Origin of the sequence: Nostoc sp. JL31, assembly GCF_017114965.1 — a bacterium.
Taxonomy (GTDB): domain Bacteria; phylum Cyanobacteriota; class Cyanobacteriia; order Cyanobacteriales; family Nostocaceae; genus Nostoc; species Nostoc punctiforme_A.
Genome location: NZ_JABXKO010000047.1, coordinates 37177 through 58601, shown reverse-complemented (window position 1 = coordinate 58601; position 21425 = coordinate 37177). Strand labels below are relative to the sequence as shown.

General features: G+C 40.5%; 21 protein-coding genes. 9 read left to right on the top strand and 12 right to left on the bottom strand.

Going from position 1 to position 21425, the window contains the following annotated elements:
• Positions 1 to 74: 74 nt before the first annotated feature.
• Positions 75 to 797 carry an FAD-dependent thymidylate synthase gene (gene thyX, locus HWQ43_RS11480; RefSeq protein WP_292733129.1) on the bottom strand — a complete coding sequence of 241 codons (723 nt, stop codon included), beginning with the start codon at positions 795 to 797 and terminating at the stop codon, positions 75 to 77.
• Positions 798 to 1002: 205 nt separating this feature from the next.
• Between thyX and HWQ43_RS11475 the strand changes: the two genes are divergently transcribed.
• Positions 1003 to 1218: a chlorophyll a/b-binding protein gene (locus HWQ43_RS11475; protein WP_292733127.1), complete on the top strand. Its 216-nt coding sequence runs from the start codon at positions 1003 to 1005 to the stop codon at positions 1216 to 1218.
• A gap of 146 nt (positions 1219 to 1364) precedes the next feature.
• A complete protein-coding gene (locus HWQ43_RS11470) occupies positions 1365 to 1946 on the top strand; it encodes a thioredoxin family protein (RefSeq protein WP_292733126.1) in 582 nt (193 codons plus the stop codon).
• Between the two features lie 87 nt (positions 1947 to 2033).
• On the opposite strand, the gene HWQ43_RS11465 is transcribed toward HWQ43_RS11470, so the two are convergent.
• Complete coding sequence (locus tag HWQ43_RS11465) at positions 2034 to 2546, bottom strand: hypothetical protein (protein ID WP_099101900.1); 513 nt, start codon at positions 2544 to 2546, stop codon at positions 2034 to 2036.
• A gap of 899 nt (positions 2547 to 3445) precedes the next feature.
• Between HWQ43_RS11465 and HWQ43_RS11460 the strand changes: the two genes are divergently transcribed.
• The gene (locus HWQ43_RS11460) at positions 3446 to 4657 is read left to right on the top strand and encodes a type I restriction endonuclease (protein ID WP_292733123.1); all 1212 of its coding nucleotides are present in this window, start codon (positions 3446 to 3448) and stop codon (positions 4655 to 4657) included.
• A 179-nt stretch (positions 4658 to 4836) separates the two neighbouring features.
• Here HWQ43_RS11460 and acsF read toward each other — a convergent pair whose 3' ends face one another.
• Positions 4837 to 5913 carry a magnesium-protoporphyrin IX monomethyl ester (oxidative) cyclase gene (gene acsF / locus HWQ43_RS11455; protein ID WP_292733121.1) on the bottom strand — a complete coding sequence of 359 codons (1077 nt, stop codon included), beginning with the start codon at positions 5911 to 5913 and terminating at the stop codon, positions 4837 to 4839.
• Positions 5914 to 6658: 745 nt separating this feature from the next.
• Here acsF and HWQ43_RS11450 point away from each other — a divergent pair.
• Positions 6659 to 7156, top strand: coding sequence for an NINE protein (locus tag HWQ43_RS11450; RefSeq protein ID WP_292733119.1), 498 nt, complete (start codon positions 6659 to 6661; stop codon positions 7154 to 7156).
• 77 nt (positions 7157 to 7233) lie between these two features.
• Here HWQ43_RS11450 and HWQ43_RS11445 read toward each other — a convergent pair whose 3' ends face one another.
• Positions 7234 to 7926, bottom strand: a complete 693-nt coding sequence (locus HWQ43_RS11445) for a DUF2996 domain-containing protein (protein WP_292733117.1) — start codon at positions 7924 to 7926, stop codon at positions 7234 to 7236.
• A gap of 283 nt (positions 7927 to 8209) precedes the next feature.
• Positions 8210 to 9274 carry a DMT family transporter gene (locus HWQ43_RS11440; protein ID WP_292733115.1) on the bottom strand — a complete coding sequence of 355 codons (1065 nt, stop codon included), beginning with the start codon at positions 9272 to 9274 and terminating at the stop codon, positions 8210 to 8212.
• Between the two features lie 256 nt (positions 9275 to 9530).
• On the opposite strand from HWQ43_RS11440, the gene HWQ43_RS11435 reads away from it, so the two are divergent.
• Positions 9531 to 9893, top strand: a complete 363-nt coding sequence (locus HWQ43_RS11435) for a hypothetical protein (protein ID WP_099101191.1) — start codon at positions 9531 to 9533, stop codon at positions 9891 to 9893.
• Positions 9894 to 10192: 299 nt separating this feature from the next.
• Here HWQ43_RS11435 and HWQ43_RS11430 read toward each other — a convergent pair whose 3' ends face one another.
• Positions 10193 to 10339, bottom strand: a complete 147-nt coding sequence (locus HWQ43_RS11430) for a hypothetical protein (protein WP_292733112.1) — start codon at positions 10337 to 10339, stop codon at positions 10193 to 10195.
• Between the two features lie 63 nt (positions 10340 to 10402).
• Positions 10403 to 11275: a D-alanyl-D-alanine carboxypeptidase family protein gene (locus tag HWQ43_RS11425; protein WP_292733110.1), complete on the bottom strand. Its 873-nt coding sequence runs from the start codon at positions 11273 to 11275 to the stop codon at positions 10403 to 10405.
• Between the two features lie 385 nt (positions 11276 to 11660).
• Between HWQ43_RS11425 and mnmG the strand changes: the two genes are divergently transcribed.
• From mnmG to HWQ43_RS11410, 3 genes are all read left to right on the top strand, one after another.
• Positions 11661 to 13583 carry a tRNA uridine-5-carboxymethylaminomethyl(34) synthesis enzyme MnmG gene (gene mnmG, locus HWQ43_RS11420; RefSeq protein WP_292733627.1) on the top strand — a complete coding sequence of 641 codons (1923 nt, stop codon included), beginning with the start codon at positions 11661 to 11663 and terminating at the stop codon, positions 13581 to 13583.
• Between the two features lie 47 nt (positions 13584 to 13630).
• Positions 13631 to 13774: a hypothetical protein gene (locus tag HWQ43_RS11415; RefSeq protein WP_292733108.1), complete on the top strand. Its 144-nt coding sequence runs from the start codon at positions 13631 to 13633 to the stop codon at positions 13772 to 13774.
• Between the two features lie 246 nt (positions 13775 to 14020).
• A complete protein-coding gene (locus tag HWQ43_RS11410; RefSeq protein WP_292733106.1) occupies positions 14021 to 15382 on the top strand; it encodes a hypothetical protein in 1362 nt (453 codons plus the stop codon).
• 5 nt (positions 15383 to 15387) lie between these two features.
• Here HWQ43_RS11410 and HWQ43_RS11405 read toward each other — a convergent pair whose 3' ends face one another.
• Positions 15388 to 15516, bottom strand: coding sequence for a hypothetical protein (locus HWQ43_RS11405; RefSeq protein WP_292733104.1), 129 nt, complete (start codon positions 15514 to 15516; stop codon positions 15388 to 15390).
• Positions 15517 to 16420: 904 nt separating this feature from the next.
• On the opposite strand from HWQ43_RS11405, the gene HWQ43_RS11400 reads away from it, so the two are divergent.
• Positions 16421 to 17398 carry a bestrophin family protein gene (locus HWQ43_RS11400; RefSeq protein WP_094348262.1) on the top strand — a complete coding sequence of 326 codons (978 nt, stop codon included), beginning with the start codon at positions 16421 to 16423 and terminating at the stop codon, positions 17396 to 17398.
• Positions 17399 to 17494: 96 nt separating this feature from the next.
• On the opposite strand, the gene HWQ43_RS11395 is transcribed toward HWQ43_RS11400, so the two are convergent.
• The 4 genes from HWQ43_RS11395 to HWQ43_RS11380 all read right to left on the bottom strand — a co-directional run bounded on the left by HWQ43_RS11395 (position 17495) and on the right by HWQ43_RS11380 (position 21361).
• On the bottom strand, positions 17495 to 18115 hold the full coding sequence (locus tag HWQ43_RS11395; RefSeq protein WP_292733100.1) for a hypothetical protein: 621 nt from the start codon (positions 18113 to 18115) through the stop codon (positions 17495 to 17497).
• Positions 18116 to 18144: 29 nt separating this feature from the next.
• On the bottom strand, positions 18145 to 19509 hold the full coding sequence (miaB, locus tag HWQ43_RS11390; RefSeq protein ID WP_292733098.1) for a tRNA (N6-isopentenyl adenosine(37)-C2)-methylthiotransferase MiaB: 1365 nt from the start codon (positions 19507 to 19509) through the stop codon (positions 18145 to 18147).
• A 149-nt stretch (positions 19510 to 19658) separates the two neighbouring features.
• Positions 19659 to 20222 carry a retropepsin-like aspartic protease gene (locus HWQ43_RS11385; RefSeq protein ID WP_292733095.1) on the bottom strand — a complete coding sequence of 188 codons (564 nt, stop codon included), beginning with the start codon at positions 20220 to 20222 and terminating at the stop codon, positions 19659 to 19661.
• Between the two features lie 365 nt (positions 20223 to 20587).
• Positions 20588 to 21361 carry a nucleoside phosphorylase gene (locus HWQ43_RS11380; RefSeq protein ID WP_292733093.1) on the bottom strand — a complete coding sequence of 258 codons (774 nt, stop codon included), beginning with the start codon at positions 21359 to 21361 and terminating at the stop codon, positions 20588 to 20590.
• Positions 21362 to 21425 lie beyond the last annotated feature (64 nt).

Below are 21425 nucleotides of genomic sequence, written 5' to 3'. Positions count from 1 at the left end.
ATCAAACCCAATAAATCCGAGGATAATCGCTTCGCCTTATCCTACCGCAAATTATGTCAACTTTCAGCCATTATCTAAGGTGCTAACCTGGCTTTACCTAGACGCTGCTTTTCATACCATTGTGCGATCGCAGGTGCCCAATCTTCAAAATGAGGCCACATCATTTCACATAACTTTTGAATTTCAAGTTGAGCATCTTTCTTGTTTCTCAGGTCACAAAAATGCAAGAAAGACCTTAAATTGAAACTAACTACAAAATGCTGGCGATAGTCAAAAGGCACTTTACCTCTGGCGTGTTCTTCAGACATTCCACTCTCAAAATCAGCTTTATATCGTTTAGCTGCTTCTAAACACCACTCCAAATCTGCTGCTCGTTGCTCTGGTGAATAGTGATACTTTTTGCCTTGTCTATCAGTGTAATAACCAACGGGACGTAGATAAAAAACATCTTCTATGTCTCTCTTGCCTTCTACTACGTCAATAAATTGGTTGCCTGTATATCTAAAAGATTGCACATCAAATGATACAGAAACGCGATGAGTCCGCGCCTGCTGCATCACACTGTGGGGAAAGTAGCCACAGTTGAAAACAATCTGGGGATGCTCTAAAGGCCCATAGTGTCCCCTCTCACCCGCTAAAAGCCGCTTAACAATAACTTCGCCGCTTTGTGACTCCGAGGGCCAGGAGTCGCGCTCATCAAACACAAACCCATCAGTATAGTCCTGGTGCATTGCGGCATAAATCACCTGCTGCGGGTTTGGTGTTTTGGCAATAACCTCTACTCGAAATCGATGCATTAGCTGTTGGGGAATGGATTTGTGATTGAAAGTGCTTACGCACAAGGAGCGGAGTCTGTTGCTTAGACATAGCTTTGAACTCGATTCATCATCATATCTTTTCTCTGGCTTGCTTGGACTACTACTTGATTAGATTAAGATACTTTACAAATATTAATAACTTTGTTACACTTATTTACATAAAGACGAAGACAGGGAAAAATCCATGCGTACAAACACTGCTATAATTGACGACCAAGGCAAACTGAACAACTTTGCGATTGAGCCAAAAGTATATATAGATGAGCAAGGCGATCGCACTGGTTTCACTCCTTATGCAGAAATGCTCAACGGTCGGTTAGCAATGATTGGTTTTGTCTCTCTCATAGTATTAGAAGTATTCACAGGACACGGTATTGTTGGTGTTTTGGCAAGTCTGTAAAAACTAATTTATTTAAAATAAATCACAAAAAATGTCAGAGATGGTAAATTTGCCATCTCTTATTTTTATGGAAAACTTAGTGCTAGAGTGAAAATATACTGATAACAAAAGCCGTTAGTTATCAGCGTAAAAATATTGGGTGAACTATGGCTTTAGCTACTTCAACTATGTTGCCACTAGGCACTAAAGCGCCAGATTTTAATCTACCAGAAGTAGTATCTGGAAAGGCAACTTCACTTTCTACCTTTGCAGATAAAAAAGCACTATTGGTAATGTTTATTTGTCGGCATTGCCCGTTTGTAAAACACGTCCAAAACGAATTAGTGCAGTTAGGAAGAGATTATTTTACAAGTGATTTAGCGATCGTTGCTATTAGTGCTAACGATGCAAAAAATTACCCAGATGATGCGCCAGAGTCGTTACAAGCATTTTCCACAGAACAAGGGTTAAATTTTACCTTATGTTACGACGAGAGCCAGGAAACGGCAAAGGCTTACACAGCAGCTTGTACACCAGATTTTTTTGTATTTGACGATCAACGCCAACTTGTTTATCGGGGACAATTAGATGATAGCCGCCCCAGTAACGGTAAACCTGTAACAGGTGCAGATTTACGCGCAGCCATTGAAGCAGTGCTAGCGGGTAAACCTGTTACAAGTGAGCAAAAGCCTAGTGTTGGTTGCAATATTAAATGGAAACCTGGAAACCAACCCAGTTATTTTGGTTAAGAAGGATTGGGGATTGGGCATTGGGCATTGGGCATTGGGCATTGGGCATTGTAAAAACTTTTCCCTACTCCCTACTGCCCACATCTATCAATGTTTAATTTCCAAATTCAGTATGTAGCATCCTAATTGGACTTTTTCTGCCCACAATTCATATTCCAGTCGCAAATTTTCCGGCAAGGGATGTCCGTTGAGAGTTAGGCTACGAGTAAAATTTCGTAATCGAATGGGATCGTTAGGTTGCAATGACTCAGTTGGCAACCAATAGCGACTAATGCCATAAACACCCTGTTCCCAAAAGTGACGGTAACTCACTTGAGCGTTACCTTGCATAGTCATGATGACTCGGTAAGGGGAAATCTCCAGCCACAAAATTCTAGGACTGTTAGGGGCATAAGCTTTGCTCTTAGTTTGAGGAAGTGTGTCTTCTGGACTTATGACACTCTCTACTTCGCAGCTAATTAGGGGTGGTGCGGTCATCAGTAAATGGAATCGATCGGTATCTTTTTGATACAATGTCGCGGCAGTTTCGACAACAGACCAGATGGGTAGGTCAGTGGAAATAAGTGATAAGCACACGGGCTTGCGGTGATGGGTCAGCATGGGAGCGATAAGGGCTAAAAGCTATTGAACAAAGTGAAATGAACACTCTAGCTGTCTAATAAGTCGGGTTAAGAAACTAAATAGTAAAGCAGGCTTAATATTAATGAATCCGTTGATTTGTTAATAAGCTACACAAATCTGGATGAAACAGGTAGAATTTCAGCTTACACAGCAAAAACGGTACTTTTATCTAGAGAGTGCTAATTCGTAAGTAAAGCTTGTAAATATTCTAAGGCTATAGCCTCAAAACAGTGGCAGTCGTTTTAGATGCTAAAAACCTTCTTCAGGGAGACTTACCGTAGATTGGAGTAAGTTTCATACAGCCAAAAGCAATAGGATACTAGCAAGGAAGTCACCAGAAGCGACAAACTAAGTCGCTGATGAACTTCCGGTGTATTCAAAAGCCAGTGTATCCTAATGTCGGCTTCTGTTATATCCGTAGAAACTCACGAAAACCTTTCTCAACAAAATATTGCTGAGTAAAAAATAAAATTCATTGACTCAGCAATATTTTGGTCTGCCCATTGCGCGTCTCGCGGAAAAGAAAGAGCAAAGATTTCCATTTCAAAGCAGCAACGGCAAGTTAGCTTGTATTAAAAAGCCCACGGATGAATTCGTGGGCTTTATAGCTTGAGCATTTTTTTGAGAATCGCTATAGGCTGAAGCTTCATAAAAAATCATTCTGATTTATTTTTATTCATTACCGATGCCATTGCACCTGTGAACAAGTCATGAGTGTTACAGGCTGGTACTTATTTGGGAATACTTTTATAGGAGTGATAAAAAAGGCGATTGCACTAACGCTTGCAATTCAAATGTACTACGTCACCTTATAATCACTCTTATTTTACAAAAAAAAAGACCTATCAATACTTACTAATCTACCAGGAGCAAACAAGATGGGATTCGCTGAAGATATTGCTAAGGTGTCTGAACAAGTGCGTAAGCGAGCTGACCAAGTTGTTGGTGAAGAAGCTGCTAAGATGGCACTAATTGTTCCTTTTTTGAGTGCTGTTGGGTACGATGTCTATGACCCTAGTGAAGTAATTCCCGAATACGTAGCGGATTTTGCTACTAGAAAAGCAGGGCAGTTTGAAAAAGTAGATTACGCTTTAGCTATTAACAATAATATAGTCATGCTCGTAGAGGCAAAAGCTCGTGGACAAAAAGCTGATGCACACGATGGGCAATTAAGAAAATATTTTAATGCACTTTTGACAGCAAAAGTAGCTGTCGTCACTAATGGTATTGAATACCGTTTTTTTACTGACTTACGTCACCAAAATATCATGGACAAGGAGCCATTTTTCATTTTTAACATCCTTGAATATGATTCTAAAGATATTGAGAACCTTAAAGTATTCCACCGTGACACTTTTGATGTGGCAGCTATTACTCACCATGCAGAGGAAATGGTATATGTAAAAGGCATGACTCAGCTTGTAGGAAATCTTCTGCGCTCTCCTTCTGAAAAATTTATTCATTTTTTAGTATCTGAACTTCGTGCTTCTGACTCCAAGTATGAATTCTCAGGTAATATTAATACTAAAGTTGTTAATAAATTCAACCCAATTATTAAAAAGTCAATTCAGGAAAGTTTACTAGACTTAATGACAAGCTCACTTAGCAGAGAAATGTCTCAACCTGTCAAAGTTGAAGTAGAACCAGAAATTGAAGAAGAGGAACAACCCCAAGACCCTCAAGAATCCAGAATATTAACAACTGCTGAAGAAATAGCAGCTTTTGAAAAAATTAAAGCGATTACGCAAACTTCAAAGAGCTACAGTTTTGAACTTAAGTACAGAGATACTACTTCATACTTTGGTATCAATCTTGGCAAAACTACTTGGTGGTTTCTGCGGTTATATCTGTCTTCGCAGAAAAAAAGTTTTATTGTTCGGCTAAGTGTAGATGAAGTAAAATCCCTAGCTTCAAACTTTGAAGTGCAGGAAGTATCAGCTTCTCTGGGGGATGCCGCATCAAAAGTAATTATTTCCTCTGTTAGTGATTTAGATAAACTGACATCACTGATTCTCAGATGTTACGAGGCAGAAGCAGCCAAGCATCAAACATTGACTCCAGACTTAATCAGAATGGAAAAATCAGCTTAACTCAAGGTATCTACTACAAACTACACCTAAGCAACTATCTCCGATTTTTGCCTACTAACAAATTAGCGATCGCACTACTAATTGTTTGACATATCAATAATCATTGGCTTGGAAAAAGGACAAAAAAAGTGGCTCTGCAACCAGCAGAACCACCAAAGTTTTCACAAACCTTTTATAAATTAACGAACTGCCCCTTGAGCAGAAACAGTATCAATCGGTTTCATCAGGTACAGCCGCAATAACTGCCAGCCGTTGGAGATGTAAAGCGGCAGTTTTTGGAAGATTTGCAGGAATTTGGGAGTGCTGGAGTTAGCGATCGCACCCAACTTCTCGTTATTGCTTATACAAACATCCAACCGCTCATAAAACTCTGGATTCTCTACATCCAGCATCAGCGGGAACACCCGACCTGCGTTTTCGTTGGTCTTCTTAATTACATGGATATCGTATTCTCGCGCATCCAATCCAAGGGTGGCATAAAAGTCCTTGCGTTGGATGTCATTGAGGTACATGGTCGCAAACACTGATAATAGGAAGAACCGACTCCATAGCCGTGCTTTCCAATCATTCAACATTTGCGGCTGAGATTTCATGATCGCATCAAAGAAATCGCCGTGACGGTTTTCATCCTGACACCAGTTCTCAAAGAACCGGAAGATTGGATAAACCCGATCTTCGGGATGTGTTTCTAAATGGCGATAAATGGTAATATAGCGCCAATAACCGATCTTCTCAGAAAGATAAGTAGCGTAGAAGATGAATTTCGGTTTAAAGAAGGTATAACTGCGACTCTTAGTCAAAAACCCTAAATCTAGGGACATATTAAAGTCGGACAAAGCTTTGTTCAAAAAGCCAGCGTGACGCGCTTCATCCCTTGACATCAGGTTAAAACACTCTGCCAAAACAGGGCTTTTTCCTTTCAAGCGACGACCAAGTTCTTTATACAGCAAAAAGCCGGAAAACTCTGCTGTACAGGAACGTTCTAGAAATTCAACGAACAATCGGCGAGTTTCCCCGTCAATATGATCCCAGGATTGTTCAAACTCGGCATCTCGAACAAAGTGGTGGCGGTTGTAGTCAGTGCGGAACTCTTCGAGAATGGCTTGTAACTCGTCTTCGTTGACGGAGATATCCATCCGTGCCATTTCATCAAAATCGGTAGTATAAAACCGAGGTGTTAACAGGGTTTCTTTTGCCGGGGCTTTAATCCCTGGCCGGATTTCTTCAAAGCCTGGTTTTTTGAGGGAATCTACCATGTCTTGATTTCTCTTTCGTCTTTATTATCTTAAGTAGACCTTTCGGGTGACGCTCTTACGTCCCTACCGCCACGGTAACGGCAGTTCCTCATGGGGAGCCACTGCGGTCTTGGGGTCTCCCCAAGTGGAGCAAGTGGCGTGGAAAACCCTGTTGGTGTGAGCCTCTCCCTTTGGGAGAAGACCGGACTGCTTCACCAGAAATGCTCTGGCAAACCGTAACAGCCCACAATAACCCAATTGTATAAAGTTCAGTCTACCAAGGTGCGGGTGAGAAATTTATAAGCAAAACATTAAGAGTTGCAACAATCATTCAATATTTACGGAATCAAAAATCGCGGATTGGTAGTCAAATAAATATAGTTCAGCAAGCAGCATTATCTCGTTTAAGTGGAGTAGCACTCACCTCTTGATTCTCAAAGCACTACTATCTCAGTAATTTTCTGTGGTTGTTACTACAATAAATTCATGGGGTTCTATTAATACGTTGGGCATCTTAAAATTAACAATCCATGACTAGCATAATTACTGAATAAATCTAAGTACTTTAGTTATTTTTTGCATCTTTATCAATAACTATAGATTAGACAATGCCGACAACTTCAAATAATAACGCATTGTTTATTACGAAAATTGTTAGAAAGCAACTGGTGCAAGAAGTAAGTCTAGTTATTAGAACTTGGTATAAAAAATAGTCCGAAAAAACCATTTTAAACAACAAGAGTAAATCCAAAAGGTTGAAAACAAGATGAATCTTGAAAACAATCAGCAGCATAAAGACCGACTTCTTGTCTCTTATATCTTGTGTGCAGTCGGATTTATGGGGGTGGGAGGATTGCAGCGTTTCTACAATGGCAAGATCGGAACTGGTTTGTTATGGCTGTTGACTGGTGGCGTGTTTGGTATAGGGCAGTTTGTGGATTTGTTCTTTATCCCCAATATGGTTGACGAATACGAACATAACCTGAGATTAAAAGCGGGTGTATCTCCCTTTGGTGTGCCGTTGAATCAAGCAGTAGTTGCTTCTCAAGTCCATCGTCCAACAGGCAACCAACTCATGATGAAACTGATTGAAGCAGCGGAAAGCAAGGGTGGTATTTTAACTGTCACTCAAGGGGTGAAGTTTACAGGAGCCAGCTTTGCTGAAGTGGAAGCTACTCTCAAAGAGATGTACAAATCAGGTTATGTGAAAATTGATAACGACCCCAATACTGGAGCCGTTACCTACCATTTTCACGAACTTTAATTATTAGTCATTTGTCCTTTGTCCTTTGTCATTAGTCATTTGTCCTTTGTTAAAAACTAATGACTAATGACTAATGACTAATTTCTACCTAACCACTTTTGGCCGTCCAAGCGCTGAACTAAGCCAAATACCAACAAATCGAGTGTAATTTTGCGCTCATCGATTAAGAATGACTCAAGAGTGCTAGGTTTTTTGCCTTCATTACAAGAAAATCCCTTTTTTCCTTGAATATCTTCATCGGGGAAATACAGGTTAAATTGACGCTTACCAATTTCTGACCAACTGCCGATAATTTGCCAGCATTCTTCGGCAGATTCAAAACCAGTGATTGGCAACTTCTGCTTGGCAAAAGACACCTGTAAATCTTGCACGCCTTTTTGAGCGATCGCTTTTTGTAAAGCTGGCAAGTAGTCTTGCTCAATGAACTCTACAAATGGCTTATCTTCAACAGATGGGGCTTTTTCCTTTTTGGCGGCTTTAGCTGCGGCGGGTTTTTCTGCTGTTTCGTCGGCGGCGGGTTTTTCTCCTGTTGCGGCTTTAGCTGCGGCTGCGGGTTTTTCTCGCTTGGGTGGTACAGCAGTTGGTTTAGCAGCTTTGGGACTATCTTCGGAGTTTGCAGCTTTAGGATCTGGCGCGTTGGCAGTAGGAATATCTGTGGCTTCGGGTGAGTCTGTACTAGGAGCGTGTTCTTCAGCCACACTGGGAGCTTGCTTGTCAACAGTGCTGGGAGCTACTTCTCCCGCTTGATTGTGATTGGTTGGGTCTGCCATTGCTCAGGTCAATCCTTTAATCTAGCTTTGGGAGCGATCGCTCACCTTGATGTATCGGGTATTTTTATTTTGACATACTACTACCGCTGTGCAGAATTTGTAATTTGTATTTGTAATTTGTAATTTATATACCGCAAGGGTTTCATTTATTTGGGATGGGTGGTTTACTTGCAATACTGTTCGGTTAAGGTAAGAGACGCGATGAATCGCCGTCTCTACAATATTCAGTCTTTTGTCTTGACGGCGATAAATCACATCTTTAGCGATCTAGAATTTTCATCCTTCAAATCCCTTTGAATCCCATACCAGTTTCTACCTGTTGCTGTGCTGGAGTAGAATTTACCTTGCCGCTAGAAGTCTGACGCCTGGTACCAACTTGACTCAAGAATATACCTCCTAAAATCAAGCTACCGCCAATATATTGAGGTCGGGTAGGGGCTTCACCCAAAATTAAATAGGCTGCTATAATTCCCACAATTGGGCCAAATGAGCTAATTAGGGAAGCTGTAGATACAGTGGAAGTTTTCAAGCCTTTAACCCAAAAAGACTGACCTACCACCACAATCAACCCGCCATAAAGAAACATCCACTGCCACAAGAATGGTGAGAGAACATCAGCAAAATGATCCTTGCCATAGAGAACTAAAGCAATGAAGAAAAAGATTACAGTCCCAAGTGCAGTCCGAAAAATGCTATAGATTCCCAAAGGAATCTGCGAAAGGTGTTTCTTACTAATAATCGTAGAAGCGGCTATGGCTACAGATGCTACTGCGGCCAAAAATTCCCCTATGCCTAAACCGAAACCTCCCATATTCATCATGGTTTCTGTTGAAGGCTGAAGGATAATAGTTAGGATAACGCCAACAAAAGCTGCGATCGCACCGATAAATTCCCAAATATTTACCCGTTCTCTTAATAACCAGACTGATAAAGCCAAAGTTAGAGGCGGTTCCAAGCGTCCCACTAAGATGACATTGTTCACCCCTGTGAGTGCCAGTGCCTGGAAAATTAAACCAGGGGCTAATGCTCCTGATAAAATAGCCACTGCTGTGAGACTGACCCAATCCTTCCTTGAGAGTTGCTTCAAAGTAGCTTTGTTCCATTGCCGCCCATAGATTAGGATCAGAAGTATCAAAGCGCAAAGGTTTCCCACAAATAAAACATTACACAAAGAAATCGGATTGCGTAGCTTGCCGCCGTAGGCATTGCTGATAAAATGTTGAGCACCAATTTCTGTTAGTTTTCGGGTAACAGCGCTAGATGCTCCAAAAATTAGCATTGCTAGCCAAAGATATGTTTGTCCTGAAATTCTATAGATTTGGCGATGTGGTCTTTTGGGTCTAGTCACAATAACATCACTGCAATGAAAGCATTGCTCATCATATTAAGTTCCCCTCACGCACTTCAAAATGAGGTTTTGTTGAGAAAATACTTAAATTATCCTGTGACTTTGGGCAGCCATGATTAGCTGAGAAAATGCTGAGAATTAACTAAATTTTCTCCAAGGATAAATTCATGAAAATAGTGGCTTAGTTTCAATAAGCTCTCACTGCCACCTGAGATGCTTGGGATGTTCAGGATAAAACAAAGAAGAGAAATAACAAATGAAACTTGCACCCTTACTTACAAGCGTAGCCTTGGTTGGTTTTTTCACAGTTTGGGACGTACCATTAAAGGCGATCAATCCTTCATTAGTGCAGGCATCAGCAGCCGAAGAAATGTCTGTAGCACAAAAACTAGACTTGCTTACTAAGAGTAAGGGTCAGATTGGTAGTGGCGATCAACTACGTCGTTTCTTCTTTGCTGACTTGGAACCAATCGGTATCCAGGTAGGTGGTGCAGGTCACGTAGTTAACCTTTATAACAAAGCCAATGATGTCACATTTGCTTACTGTTCGCATTATGATGTGATTGTTGCTATTAAGAAAGGTAAGGTAACTAAATTTGAACCTAGCGAAGTGAAGTAATACGTAAATCAACTTTCTAATTAATATTTTGCTAAAACCAGAGGAGCAATTTGATTGCATCTAGGTTGCAATATATAACGACAATACCGGAGCAACAGAAACCTCTCCGGCTTTGTGCTGTGTGTCTACGCCATAGGAAAATTTGGATTTAATCCTCCATAAAAAGTTATTAAGTTTCTGGCATATAACGATGTGCAGTTGAGTGAGATACAAAAACTTTGCTGAAATGATTTTACAGCAAGGACTTTGGTGTTCTCATCCAATCGATAACCGCTATAATTAGGTTAAAGATAAAAATATTAAATATTTCGCAGCATTAAAGCTAAATCATCGTTGAGTTTACTTAAGTTATGTTGCATAATTAGATATACTTCCTGATTTTGATAAGTAGCTCTTAATAAATCAATTAGGAAGTTTTGCTCCTGGTTAGCAGCTTCATTTGGCATAGCTAAATTCCTGACAATACATCTTTTAGGTTAGTATTTCCAAGTTTTCATCCTATTGAAAAATCAAAGTGGCGTCATCCAATAAGTAATGCCTCGAATAGCTTGTTTTTTAAAACCAAACAAAGGTAAATTCTCTTCAGATAGACCGACATAAGTCCAATGTGGAACATCGTTTTCTACAGTTTGAAACCAACCATTTTGATTAAGAGCTTTTCTCTGCTCTTTACTACCTACGCGTAAATCAATGGCTAATCCCCAGAGATGTTGTGAAGTTCCGGGGGGTGCAACTAAACCGAGAATTTTTGTCTCTTTACCTTGTTGAACTTTTGCTAAAACTCGATCGTTAGCATACTTGTGCCAAAATCTTAAATTCGTGTTGAAAGTGCGAGTACAATCACCAGAACCATAACCAGATTTTAGCGGAATTTGTTGCTGAATTCGTGCTTTGTTTAAAGCATCAGCCGCCGATTTTTGTAAATAACAGTCGTTAGTGCCATCAACATGACCCATTGTTAAAGTAGCTTGAAACTCTTCGGTTTCTTGTTCATTAGCAAAGATATCTTTTGGCGGTAGTTTAATCCCAATGTCGGGATTTACGAATACTGCGCCATAGCTTCGCAGCAAAGTATATTCATAAGTACCAGGCTGGGGAATTGTGGGTAATTTTCTAGCGATCGCAGATAAAAAACGCTGTTGAGCATTTAATTTTGGGTCGGGAATAAATGGTTCTGATGTTGTATTTTTAGAGGTATTTATACAAGGTAATGAATTATTACTCAAGCATCCTTGTAAAGGTTGAGCAGTTATAGCAACTTTGTGGTGGGTAATCTCATTACTAGCTACTAATATAAAAATCATCAATATAACTATACTGATGAAACTTGTTTTTCTAATAAATCTAGTAATGTCTTTTTGATTCTTGAGGGTAAATTTCATTTTTAAATAATAGTTTAGTGATTCAAAAATAAAATTAAGAAGATTTTGGAAAATATCTATTATTAATGAATTAAACTCACAGATGAGTTATGGGTGTTGAGCTATAGTTTCATCCAAGTTAGAGATAATATCTACTACATACGATCTCATAAACTAATTTCTGTTGGCTAACGATATGAACAATAGCTGCAATTGACAAACCGGAATGTTGTCACAAATTTTAAAAGAATGATATTTTTCACTTACTAGTAAATTTAAAAAATATAACCTTGCCTTTAATTGAGTACTAGTAATTTTGATAACTTTTTTATCAGAAAGTTACATCCATGAAACCACTGGAACAGTTAAAATTGAAAAGAACTCTAAGCTTGCCGATCCTGTAAGTATGACCATGCACAATTCCGTTGAATTCCAAGACGCTTTTGATGTCATAGTCGTCGGTGCAGGTCACTCCGGTTGCGAAGCAGCTCTCGCCTCTGCACGCCTCGGTTGTCGTACCCTGTTATTGACGCTCAATTTGGATAAAATTGCTTGGCAACCTTGTAACCCAGCAGTAGGTGGCCCAGCCAAATCCCAGTTGACCCATGAGGTAGACGCACTTGGTGGAGAAATTGGTAAAGTAGCAGACCGCACCTACTTGCAAAAACGCATCCTCAACTCTTCACGGGGGCCTGCTGTTTGGGCATTACGCGCCCAGACTGATAAGCGCGAATATGCAGCGGTGATGAAAAATATTGTTGAGAATCAAGAAAACTTGACAATCCGCGAAAGTATGGCAACAGACTTGGTACTGGGTGCTAACGGTGAAGTCATCGGTGTTGAAACTTATTTTGGTGTAGGGTTCCAATGTAAAGCAGTCATCTTAACAACCGGCACCTTCCTGGGAGGCAAAATTTGGGTTGGTAACAAATCAATGCCAGCCGGACGTGCTGGAGAATTTGCAGCGGAAGGATTGACACAAACCCTAAATCGCCTGGGATTTGAAACCGGCAGACTTAAAACTGGAACTCCAGCACGGGTAGACAAGCGATCGGTAGATTACAGTAAAATGCTCATCCAGCCAGGGGATGAAGATGTGCGCTGGTTTAGCTTTGACCCAGATGTGTGGGTAAAACGGGAACAGATGCCTTGCTACATCACTCGCACAACCACAGAAACCCATCGCCTAATTCAAGAAAATTTGCACCTGTCACCAGTTTATGGCGGTTGGGTGGAAGCCAAGGGGCCGCGTTATTGTCCCAGTATTGAAGATAAGATTGTGCGCTTTGCCGATAAGGAAAGCCATCAAATCTTTATTGAACCGGAAGGAAGGGATATACCCGAACTTTATATTCAAGGATTTTCTACAGGGTTGCCAGAAAATTTGCAGTTGCAAATGTTGCGGACTCTCCCCGGTTTGGAAAAATGTGTGATGCTGCGTCCCGCCTATGCAGTGGAATATGACTATTTACCAGCAACTCAGTGTTACCCCACACTGATGACTAAAAAGATTGCGGGGCTGTTTTGTGCTGGGCAAATTAACGGCACTACAGGTTATGAAGAAGCTGCTGCTCAAGGGCTGGTGGCAGGAATTAACGCCGCTCGATTTGTTCGCTCTCAAGAAATGATTGTGTTTGCTCGCGAGCAAAGTTACATTGGGACGCTAATTGATGACCTGTGTACAAAAGACCTACGGGAACCTTACCGGATGCTCACTAGTAGGTCAGAGTACCGATTGCTATTGCGTTCTGACAATGCCGACCAACGCCTGACGCCCTTGGGACGGGAAATTGGTTTAATTGACGATCGCCGCTGGGATATGTTTACTCAAAAACAGGGTAATATCACCACAGAAAAGCAAAGATTGCAAGCCACACGAGTTAAAGAACATGATGAAATTGGAATAGCGATCGCATCTGATACCCAACAAGCAATTAAAGGTTCAATTACCCTCAATGACTTGTTGCGGCGTCCAGGATTACATTACGTTGATCTCGACAGGTTCGGACTGGGAAACCCCAACCTCAACCGGGCTGAGAAAGAAGGCGCAGAAATTGACATCAAGTATTCTGGCTATCTCGCTAGGCAACAAAATCAAATTGACCAAATTGCCCGCCAAGCTCACCGCCAGTTACCTGGCGATTTAGACTACACAACAATTGATACTCTTTCTAAAGAGGCACGGGAAAAGCTGACTCACATAAAACCACTCACCCTTGGTCAAGCTGCACGTATAGGTGGTGTAAACCCAGCGGATATTAACGCCTTATTATTATATCTAGAATTGCGTAGAAGCAAGATCCAGTCAGAGTTTCCAGCGTTAACTTAACACAAGCTTGATAAAGACTGAGTATAGTAGTAGGGAGAGAGATTGGTATGATAGATGACATAACTATTAGTACTGGCATCATCAACAATCCTCAGATGAAAGTTGAGTTTAATACCAACACTCAATCAACTTATCTCAATCAGATGGGGGATTGGATGTTTCATTATTCAGGAGGCAGGAGGCAGGAGTAACCCACGCACAACTGCATAGGATTAAGGCAAGACCGGATGCGGAGTGGCTCCTCTGTTTGGATCTTGCCCGATACATCTCAATACAATTCTTCTTTTTAAACAGGGTAATTACCCAGGACTAAAGTTTTTATTCATACTTATTTCTTTCAGTAAAAACTGCCCTCTACCTGCTGCCTTCTCTGATAATCCTAATTTCCAGGCAGTAGGGGTGGCGTTTCCTCGTCCAAGCAACAACCCAGAACGTCTATGTTACAAGAAGCCAGCACCCGTCTCATAGTACCAGAACCATCAGAAGACTTAATCACCAACGAGCCTTGGTCGATAGAAAACTATGCTGATGGCCTAATGGATGAACTCTTTGCCGATATCGACTACATTCTGGATGCTAGTGGTAATCTCCCTTCTCAAACTGTTAGGCACAGTAATCAGAACAGATCGAGCCACTCTGTTGCTGGAGTTTACACCCAAGGTCAACGCCAATCGCCTCCAGAATACGTACCTCTGCAAACTGTTACGATACCACAGATTATCTTACCGAACACCCTGAATCAACCAGTACAGTCAGTTGCTCAAGATCGCCACAAGCAATTGAGTACCGTTGTATTTGACACCGCCACCGTTAAACCAATTAGTAGAAAGCGTCAGAAAACTAGTTCGGTTTTGGGCAAACTGCTGATTGTAGGAACAACTTTAGGCATGGCGATCGCTAGCACGATCTACTTGGTGCAGTCTGGAGTCGTATATCTTTTAAATACCAAATTGCCCGAATCAGCGCTTCTATTGCCGCAATCGCAGTCACGGTTGCCAGTAAAAACAGAAATAGAGGCAGAGTTAGTTGACTATATGCTCCAAGCGCTGGCTGTTATAGATAAGCAAGGAGCAAAAAGCAATCAAAAATCTTTCAATCCAGGATTCTCCAGTCAGGCAAATACTAACCAAATAGCCCTTGGTCGTGAGCAAGCAACTGGTAATCTACCAGCACTTCCACTTTTAGCTAACAATACACTACCAACCCCCAATCGTTCTGGAAGCGTTGTTGAGCGCATCTACGTCCCCGTTTATCAAGCGCCGTCACCAATGCGTTACGCCCTTCCAGCCATTCCGGGGAATCCCACACTTTTACCACAAGTTGCCAGTGCGTTACGGGTATCTCAACCTAATGTTGTCAAAACTGCCCTGAATACAGTGCGACAAGCTGCCAAGCCTGTAACTGTTAATATGTTAGCTGCGGCTGTACGAGCCGAACTCAAACCGGTGGCAGCAAAAACTGCACCAATTACCGTGCGCCAAACACCCAAACCTTTGCCTGCATTACCAGTAGTTCCATTGCGTGCTGCACTCGCACCAGAGTCAGAACCAACTATTACCCAGGAACAAGTATATCCGGCAACTGCGATCGCAGAAGCTCCGAGTAATACCTTAGAGGGATTACTAGAGTTGGGCAACAAATCTGCCGCTTTATTTAAAATTGATGGTGTGACTCGCCGCATCAATATGGGTGAAAGTATCGGCTCAAGCGGTTGGACACTAGTAGATGTCAGTAATGGCGAAGCAGTCATCCGACGTAATGGCGAAGTGCGATCGATTTATGCAGGCCAGAAATTATAAATTTTTTAACCCAATGCCTGGTTGAGGAGAGTTTGAAGATTAAACTCATCTATCACCATTAATAGTACTGCGATCAGCAATAATTGATTGAAATAATTTGATCGCGTCAAATAGTTCTCTGTCTCTGTCTGCACTGTTAGGATTGCCTGCTGATATAGCAATCCTATTTGAGTTGTGAAAATTAACGAACCGCCAAGACGCCTTCGCGAAGCGTCTCGAAGAGAAGAGCGCCAAGAAAAGAAAGAGAAGTTTTCACAAATGATTTAGGACTGCTATATGTAGCCTAGCTAATGCGATCGCGCCTTAATAGTTTTAATATTATCAGCTTTATTGATAGCAAGATCGCTTTTACCTCCAATAGACTCTAGTAACTATTGAGCGATGATTACTTTTTTGAGAATTTGCCGATTGATTTCGGTAACTTTCATACTTTCAATACAAACTTGTGTAAATACTGTTGCTAAATCTTTATTAAAATAAGTTTAGACTAAATCATCTAGTAATGATATAGTTTTGTCCTTTTAAAAAGTAATTTGCATAACCCTTCACTCAATAATAGTTTTTCTCAAAACGGACAGCTAAAATTGGGTAACTCTCTGGCTTAATATCAAATTTCATTGGGTTTATCTCCTTTTTTAACTTGAGAGTTACGCATTCGCTACACTGTTATTAACCCAAATGCTTAGGTGTAGTCCGTCGTAGACATCGCTCTGTCGGTAAGAAAAAATAAATATTTACTGTAAATAGCTGGAAATTTTGTCTAACTATCTCATAAATCGGTGAAAGACCACAAAGTTTAATCAATATAAGCAGAAAATCAGGTTTGTGGTGAAGAATTGGAAGACAGTATTGAATTTCCCTACCTAAAGATGGTTCACAGAAATAAATTTCAATGTTACAACTATAACTTGTGTTTATTATAGTTACACTATAGTGACTATTTGGAAACCTAGATTTTGCATATATCTTGCTTAAGCAAGATATATTTAGCTAAAACAGTTAGTTTGCTAATTGATGTAATCCTCAAATCTTACCAATATGAAACAACCTAACTATTTTCAAAATAATTCTAAAAACTCTTTAAGAGACAAGTATCATCTTTACAAAGGCGAAAAGCTGAACTGGCTTCAAGTAACTCTTCGGCTTGAAAGGTCAATTATCTCTATTATTCTTCCTTGGGTAATTTTTTGTACTATATATGGTACTTTCATATCATTTTTAGCTCATTTAGGATTACCAATCGCATTTTCAGATTCCAGCAATATTCTTACCAATGCTGTTTTAAGCTTTAATATTGGCTTCACATTACTATTAGTTTTTCGGACGAATACAGCCCATGATAGATTTTGGGAAGGTCGTCAACTATGGGGAGCTTTAGTCAATACATCGCGTAACTTAACTCGTGGAATTGCGATAATAGTTAAAGAGAAAACACCACAAGATAAATTAGAAAAGGAAGCAATGCTTCGGTTAGTAACTGCTTTTGCAGTTGCAATGAAGTTACATCTAAGATCGGTGCCTTTAGACACTCAGTTGGCATCATTAATGTCTGAAAAACAATATTTACACCTCCAAGATAGCGATCATCCTCCACTACAAATTGCTTATTGGATAGGAGATTACTTACAGTATCAGCATGACCGAAATTGTCTAAATGTCTATCAATTAACTACTCTGCATAATTGTGTAGATGATTTAGTCGATATTTTAGGTGGTTGCGAACGCATTTTAAAAACGCCGCTGCCTTTGATATATACTATTAAACTCAGACAACTGTTATTAATTTTTTGTCTTATATTACCTTTGGAAATTGTGAGCTTTTTAAATTGGTGGACTGGTATAGTAATGGCTTTTGTAAGTTTTACATTATTAAGCATTGAACAAATTGGCTCAGAAATCGAAGAACCTTTTGGGTTTGATCCTAATGACTTACCTTTAAATACTATTTGCAATACAATCTCCAACAATGTTGAAGAATTAATCAGGCTTACTTCTAACAATGTTCGTTCTTATTAAATCTATAAATAAGTTTTTCCAGTCAATTTTTGATGAGAACGGAAATGTTTTTTCTTTATTAAACATAGAAAATACTTGGCTGAAAAATGCGATCGCTTAATAAATAGTTCGCCAAGCTTTCACCGTCCCTTTACCAATTTCGCTATCAACAGTTTGACCTCCTTCTAAGACTAGTCTGATATCTAAATTCTCATCGGGAGCATTTTTCAAAGCGGTGGCTAATTCTTTACTGACAGCAAACGTGCCGGTTGAACCGTCTAATTGAAAAACTTTTTCTCTGACCTTGAGTAAAAGCTTATCGACTTTTTTAGTCGTGACAAATCTAAGATAGTCAGGTCTGGGATACACACGACCTGCGGTGTAGAAAGAAGACCTTGCTTGACCCGAATTTACTGTTACGAGTACTCGAATACTCGAAGGTGTCCACAAACTAATAACTTGCGTTGAACCCTCACGGAATAAATAGCCACCTAAAGAATTGCGGTCGAAAACTCCAACAAACTCTCCTTCAAAGGGGTCTACAATTTTTACGGCTTTCGACCAAGGCACATCCATATCGGGGGACAGTCCAGCCGATTTGACCATTGGCAAATCGCTTGATGCTTGAGCAAGAATAGCTATTTCTTGAACAGTGAAAGCAGCACAAAGTTGAGGCGAAATTACAGCCAAGCTAGCCCCAAAAAGAAAAACTGGAATCGTTTGCGGTAACTTCATCATAAGTCAGGGGTATAATCTTCAAATGCTTCTTACTGCAAAACAGTTTGCCTTACTTCAACTGGTTCACCCGTCAAGCTAAAAGGACGAACTTCGGTAATTTTTACCTTTACTAACTGCCCTTTGAGTTCTTTGATGTCACCGCTAAAAAAGGTCAAACGATTACCGCCAGTGCGTCCCATTACCTGGGTTGGATCTTTAGGATTTTGGTCTTCTACTAAAACTTCTTCAATGCGTCCAAAGTAACGTTGCGATCGCTCTGCTACTTTCAAGTTTCCCAGATGATTCAGTCGTTGCAGGCGATCGCTTTTAATTTCTTCACTCAGCTGATTGTCCCACAAAGCTGCGGGTGTCCCTGGACGCGGCGAATATGCTGCTGTATTCAACATATCAAAGCCAATATCTTCTACCAGTTTCAGGGTATTTTCAAACTGTGCTTCTGTTTCCCCAGGAAAACCGACTATTACATCGGCACTGATGGAGGCATCTGGCATATATCGGCGAATGGTATCGATAATCCGGCGATATTTCTCATGGGTATAACCCCGCGCCATCGCCTTTAAAAGTTCGTTATCCCCAGATTGAAAGGGAATGTGGAAATGTTCGCACACTTTGGGTAACTCAGCACAAGCCTGAATTAATCTCTCGGTAAAATAACGAGGATGGCTAGTAGCAAATCTTAATCTTTCAATTCCCGGCACATTATGCACGTAATAAAGCAAATCTGTAAAGTTGTGCAGATGCCGACCTTCTGCTGTCACTCCAGGTAAATCTCTGCCATAAGCATCAATATTTTGACCGAGTAGAGTAATTTCTTTGTAACCTTGCCGTCCTAATTCTTCCATTTCAGCCCGGATAGCTGACGGCGTGCGAGATTGTTCGACACCGCGCACATTAGGAACCACGCAATAGGTGCAGCGTTCGTTACAGCCGTAAATCACATTTACCCAAGCTGTCACTGTACTATCTCGTCGCGGCTGGGTGATATCTTCAATAATGTGAACTGCCTCGGTTGCGACAACTTGGTTGCCTTCAAACACTGACTCCAACAAATCTTTCAGACGGTTGGCGTGTTGTGGCCCCATTACCAAATCTAATTCTGGCACTCGCCGCAACAGTGCTTCTCCTTCTTGTTGGGCAACACAACCAGCAACGATGAGGGTTAAATCAGGCTGCTCATGTTTACGCTTTGCTTGTCTGCCAAGATAGGAATATACCTTTTGTTCAGCATTATCCCGAATTGTGCAGGTATTGTAGAGAATCACATCTGCATGATTCGGATCTTCACACCACTCAAAGCCCATGTCTTCCAAAACGCCAGCCATGCGCTCTGAGTCAGCTTTATTCATCTGACAACCGAAAGTAGTAATGTGGTATTGGCGTTTAGAAGTGGTCATGGGCAATTCTGCTGAATCAGCGTAATGTATGTAAGGTTTATTTCTATTCTATAACGCTCTTAAGCTGCTTCAGGAGTACTGAGTATCTTCCCTCAGATTCCTTTTGATATTTCCATATAAAAACCTCAAGAAGTTACAAGCTGCAAGCATTAGCGGTGATGAAATTCAACCTCTTTCTCCAAAATCTTGATGTCATAGTTGCCAAAGAAATCGTGACCTAGTAGCCCGATGCTTGCTTTTGGTGCGATCGCTACCTGAAGATTATTGGCTGTAACTCCACCTACTGCAATAGATTTTACCTTACTGGTTGAAAATTTTACTTCACTGCCATCAGCAATTTGGGCTTGCATTGTACCTGTAGCCTGTAGTTTCAGTGTATTCGCCATATCTTGAGTGATAATGGTTCCACTAGCACCTGTATCTACAATCATTTCAAAAGTTTTTTTGTCGTTGAAGGTGACATCAATCACAGGAGTTCCGCCAAAACGGCGTTTGATTGAGACTCGAAAAACTTTATTGTCTGAAGGTGCGGCTATGATATTGCCACAAATCCTTCCCAATCCAACGGTTTTCCCAGAGGAAGTTATCATGTAACACGCTCCTGGATCGTCTGCTGTGGCCTGATGAGAGAATGCTAAAAATATCAGCGTCGGCATTAGTGCGATTGCAGCTAGGTTAACGGTCGTCATCCAACGCTTCCAAGCATTCTTCATGTTATACTGCTCTCCAAATTTTGTGATTACTCTTAATAGCTAAACTCGTTATTTCGGTTGTAAAACATGATATTAAAAGCACGGATTTATAATAATATAAAAACTCAGCATTTATTAATTAAAAAATAAAAAGTCAAATTTTTTCTGCTTAAAACGAGATATCTTTAGCCAGTTTTTGTAGTTTTAAGTTAGCTGATAAAGTTATATATATAGCGTTTAAATAAAGATGAATTTGCATTTTACTCAATACATTTTACCTAAAATTACTGATTGATAAATTAAAGATTAGGTAAAGACATGATAAAAATACTTAGAGCAGATTAAATCTGACATACTAAGACATTGGATAAAATAAATTTGTTAGCTTACTCAATGCTTGCGGCTGCATTTATAGCAATTGCGATCGCATTTTTAACAGCAACATCTCTTTGTTCTAAAATGATATTTTCACTATCAGTCCGCGAAGCAACTACACCGCAAATAGCCGCAGCCGCAAAATTATACACTCCTGCCATTTTGAATAATGTGCCGCATTCCATCTCGTAATTCAAGATATTCAAGCGCCGATATTCTTCTGTAATGCCATGCAGCGATCGCATTAAATTTGGATTCGCGGAATCAGTGCGTTCTTGTCCTTCGTAAAAAGTATCAACTGATGCCGTAATTCCTATGTAATATTCAACCTCTAATTCTCGTGCTGCTTTAACTAAAGCGACTGTCAGAAAAGGATCGGCTGCGGCTGGATACTCCACAGGTGCAATATCATTAGCTGCACCTTGGCGACATAATGCTGCACTGCTAATAACAACGCTACCGACTGGTATATAAGGTTGAATGGAACCGCAAGTTCCAATGCGAATAATTTGCCGGATTCCTATTTGTACCAACTCATTGACAACAATACTTAATGAAGGCGCACCCATACCACTAGTAGCTGATAGGATAGTGCGACCATTAGATAAGTATCCTACATAGCTATTGAGTCCGCGATTTTCTGACAACACGCGTACATCTTGTAAATAAGTTTGGGCAATTAAGCGCGATCGCTCTGGGTCGCCAGATAATAGAGCAATGCTGGGAGGCGATGAACCTAAATCATCTTGCCCAAAGCCAATGTGATAAAAGCGTTTATTTGGCATAGGGTGAAAAATTAGCGATCGCTCTAAATATTTACCTAAATACTTTTACTGAGGTTTTACCGTA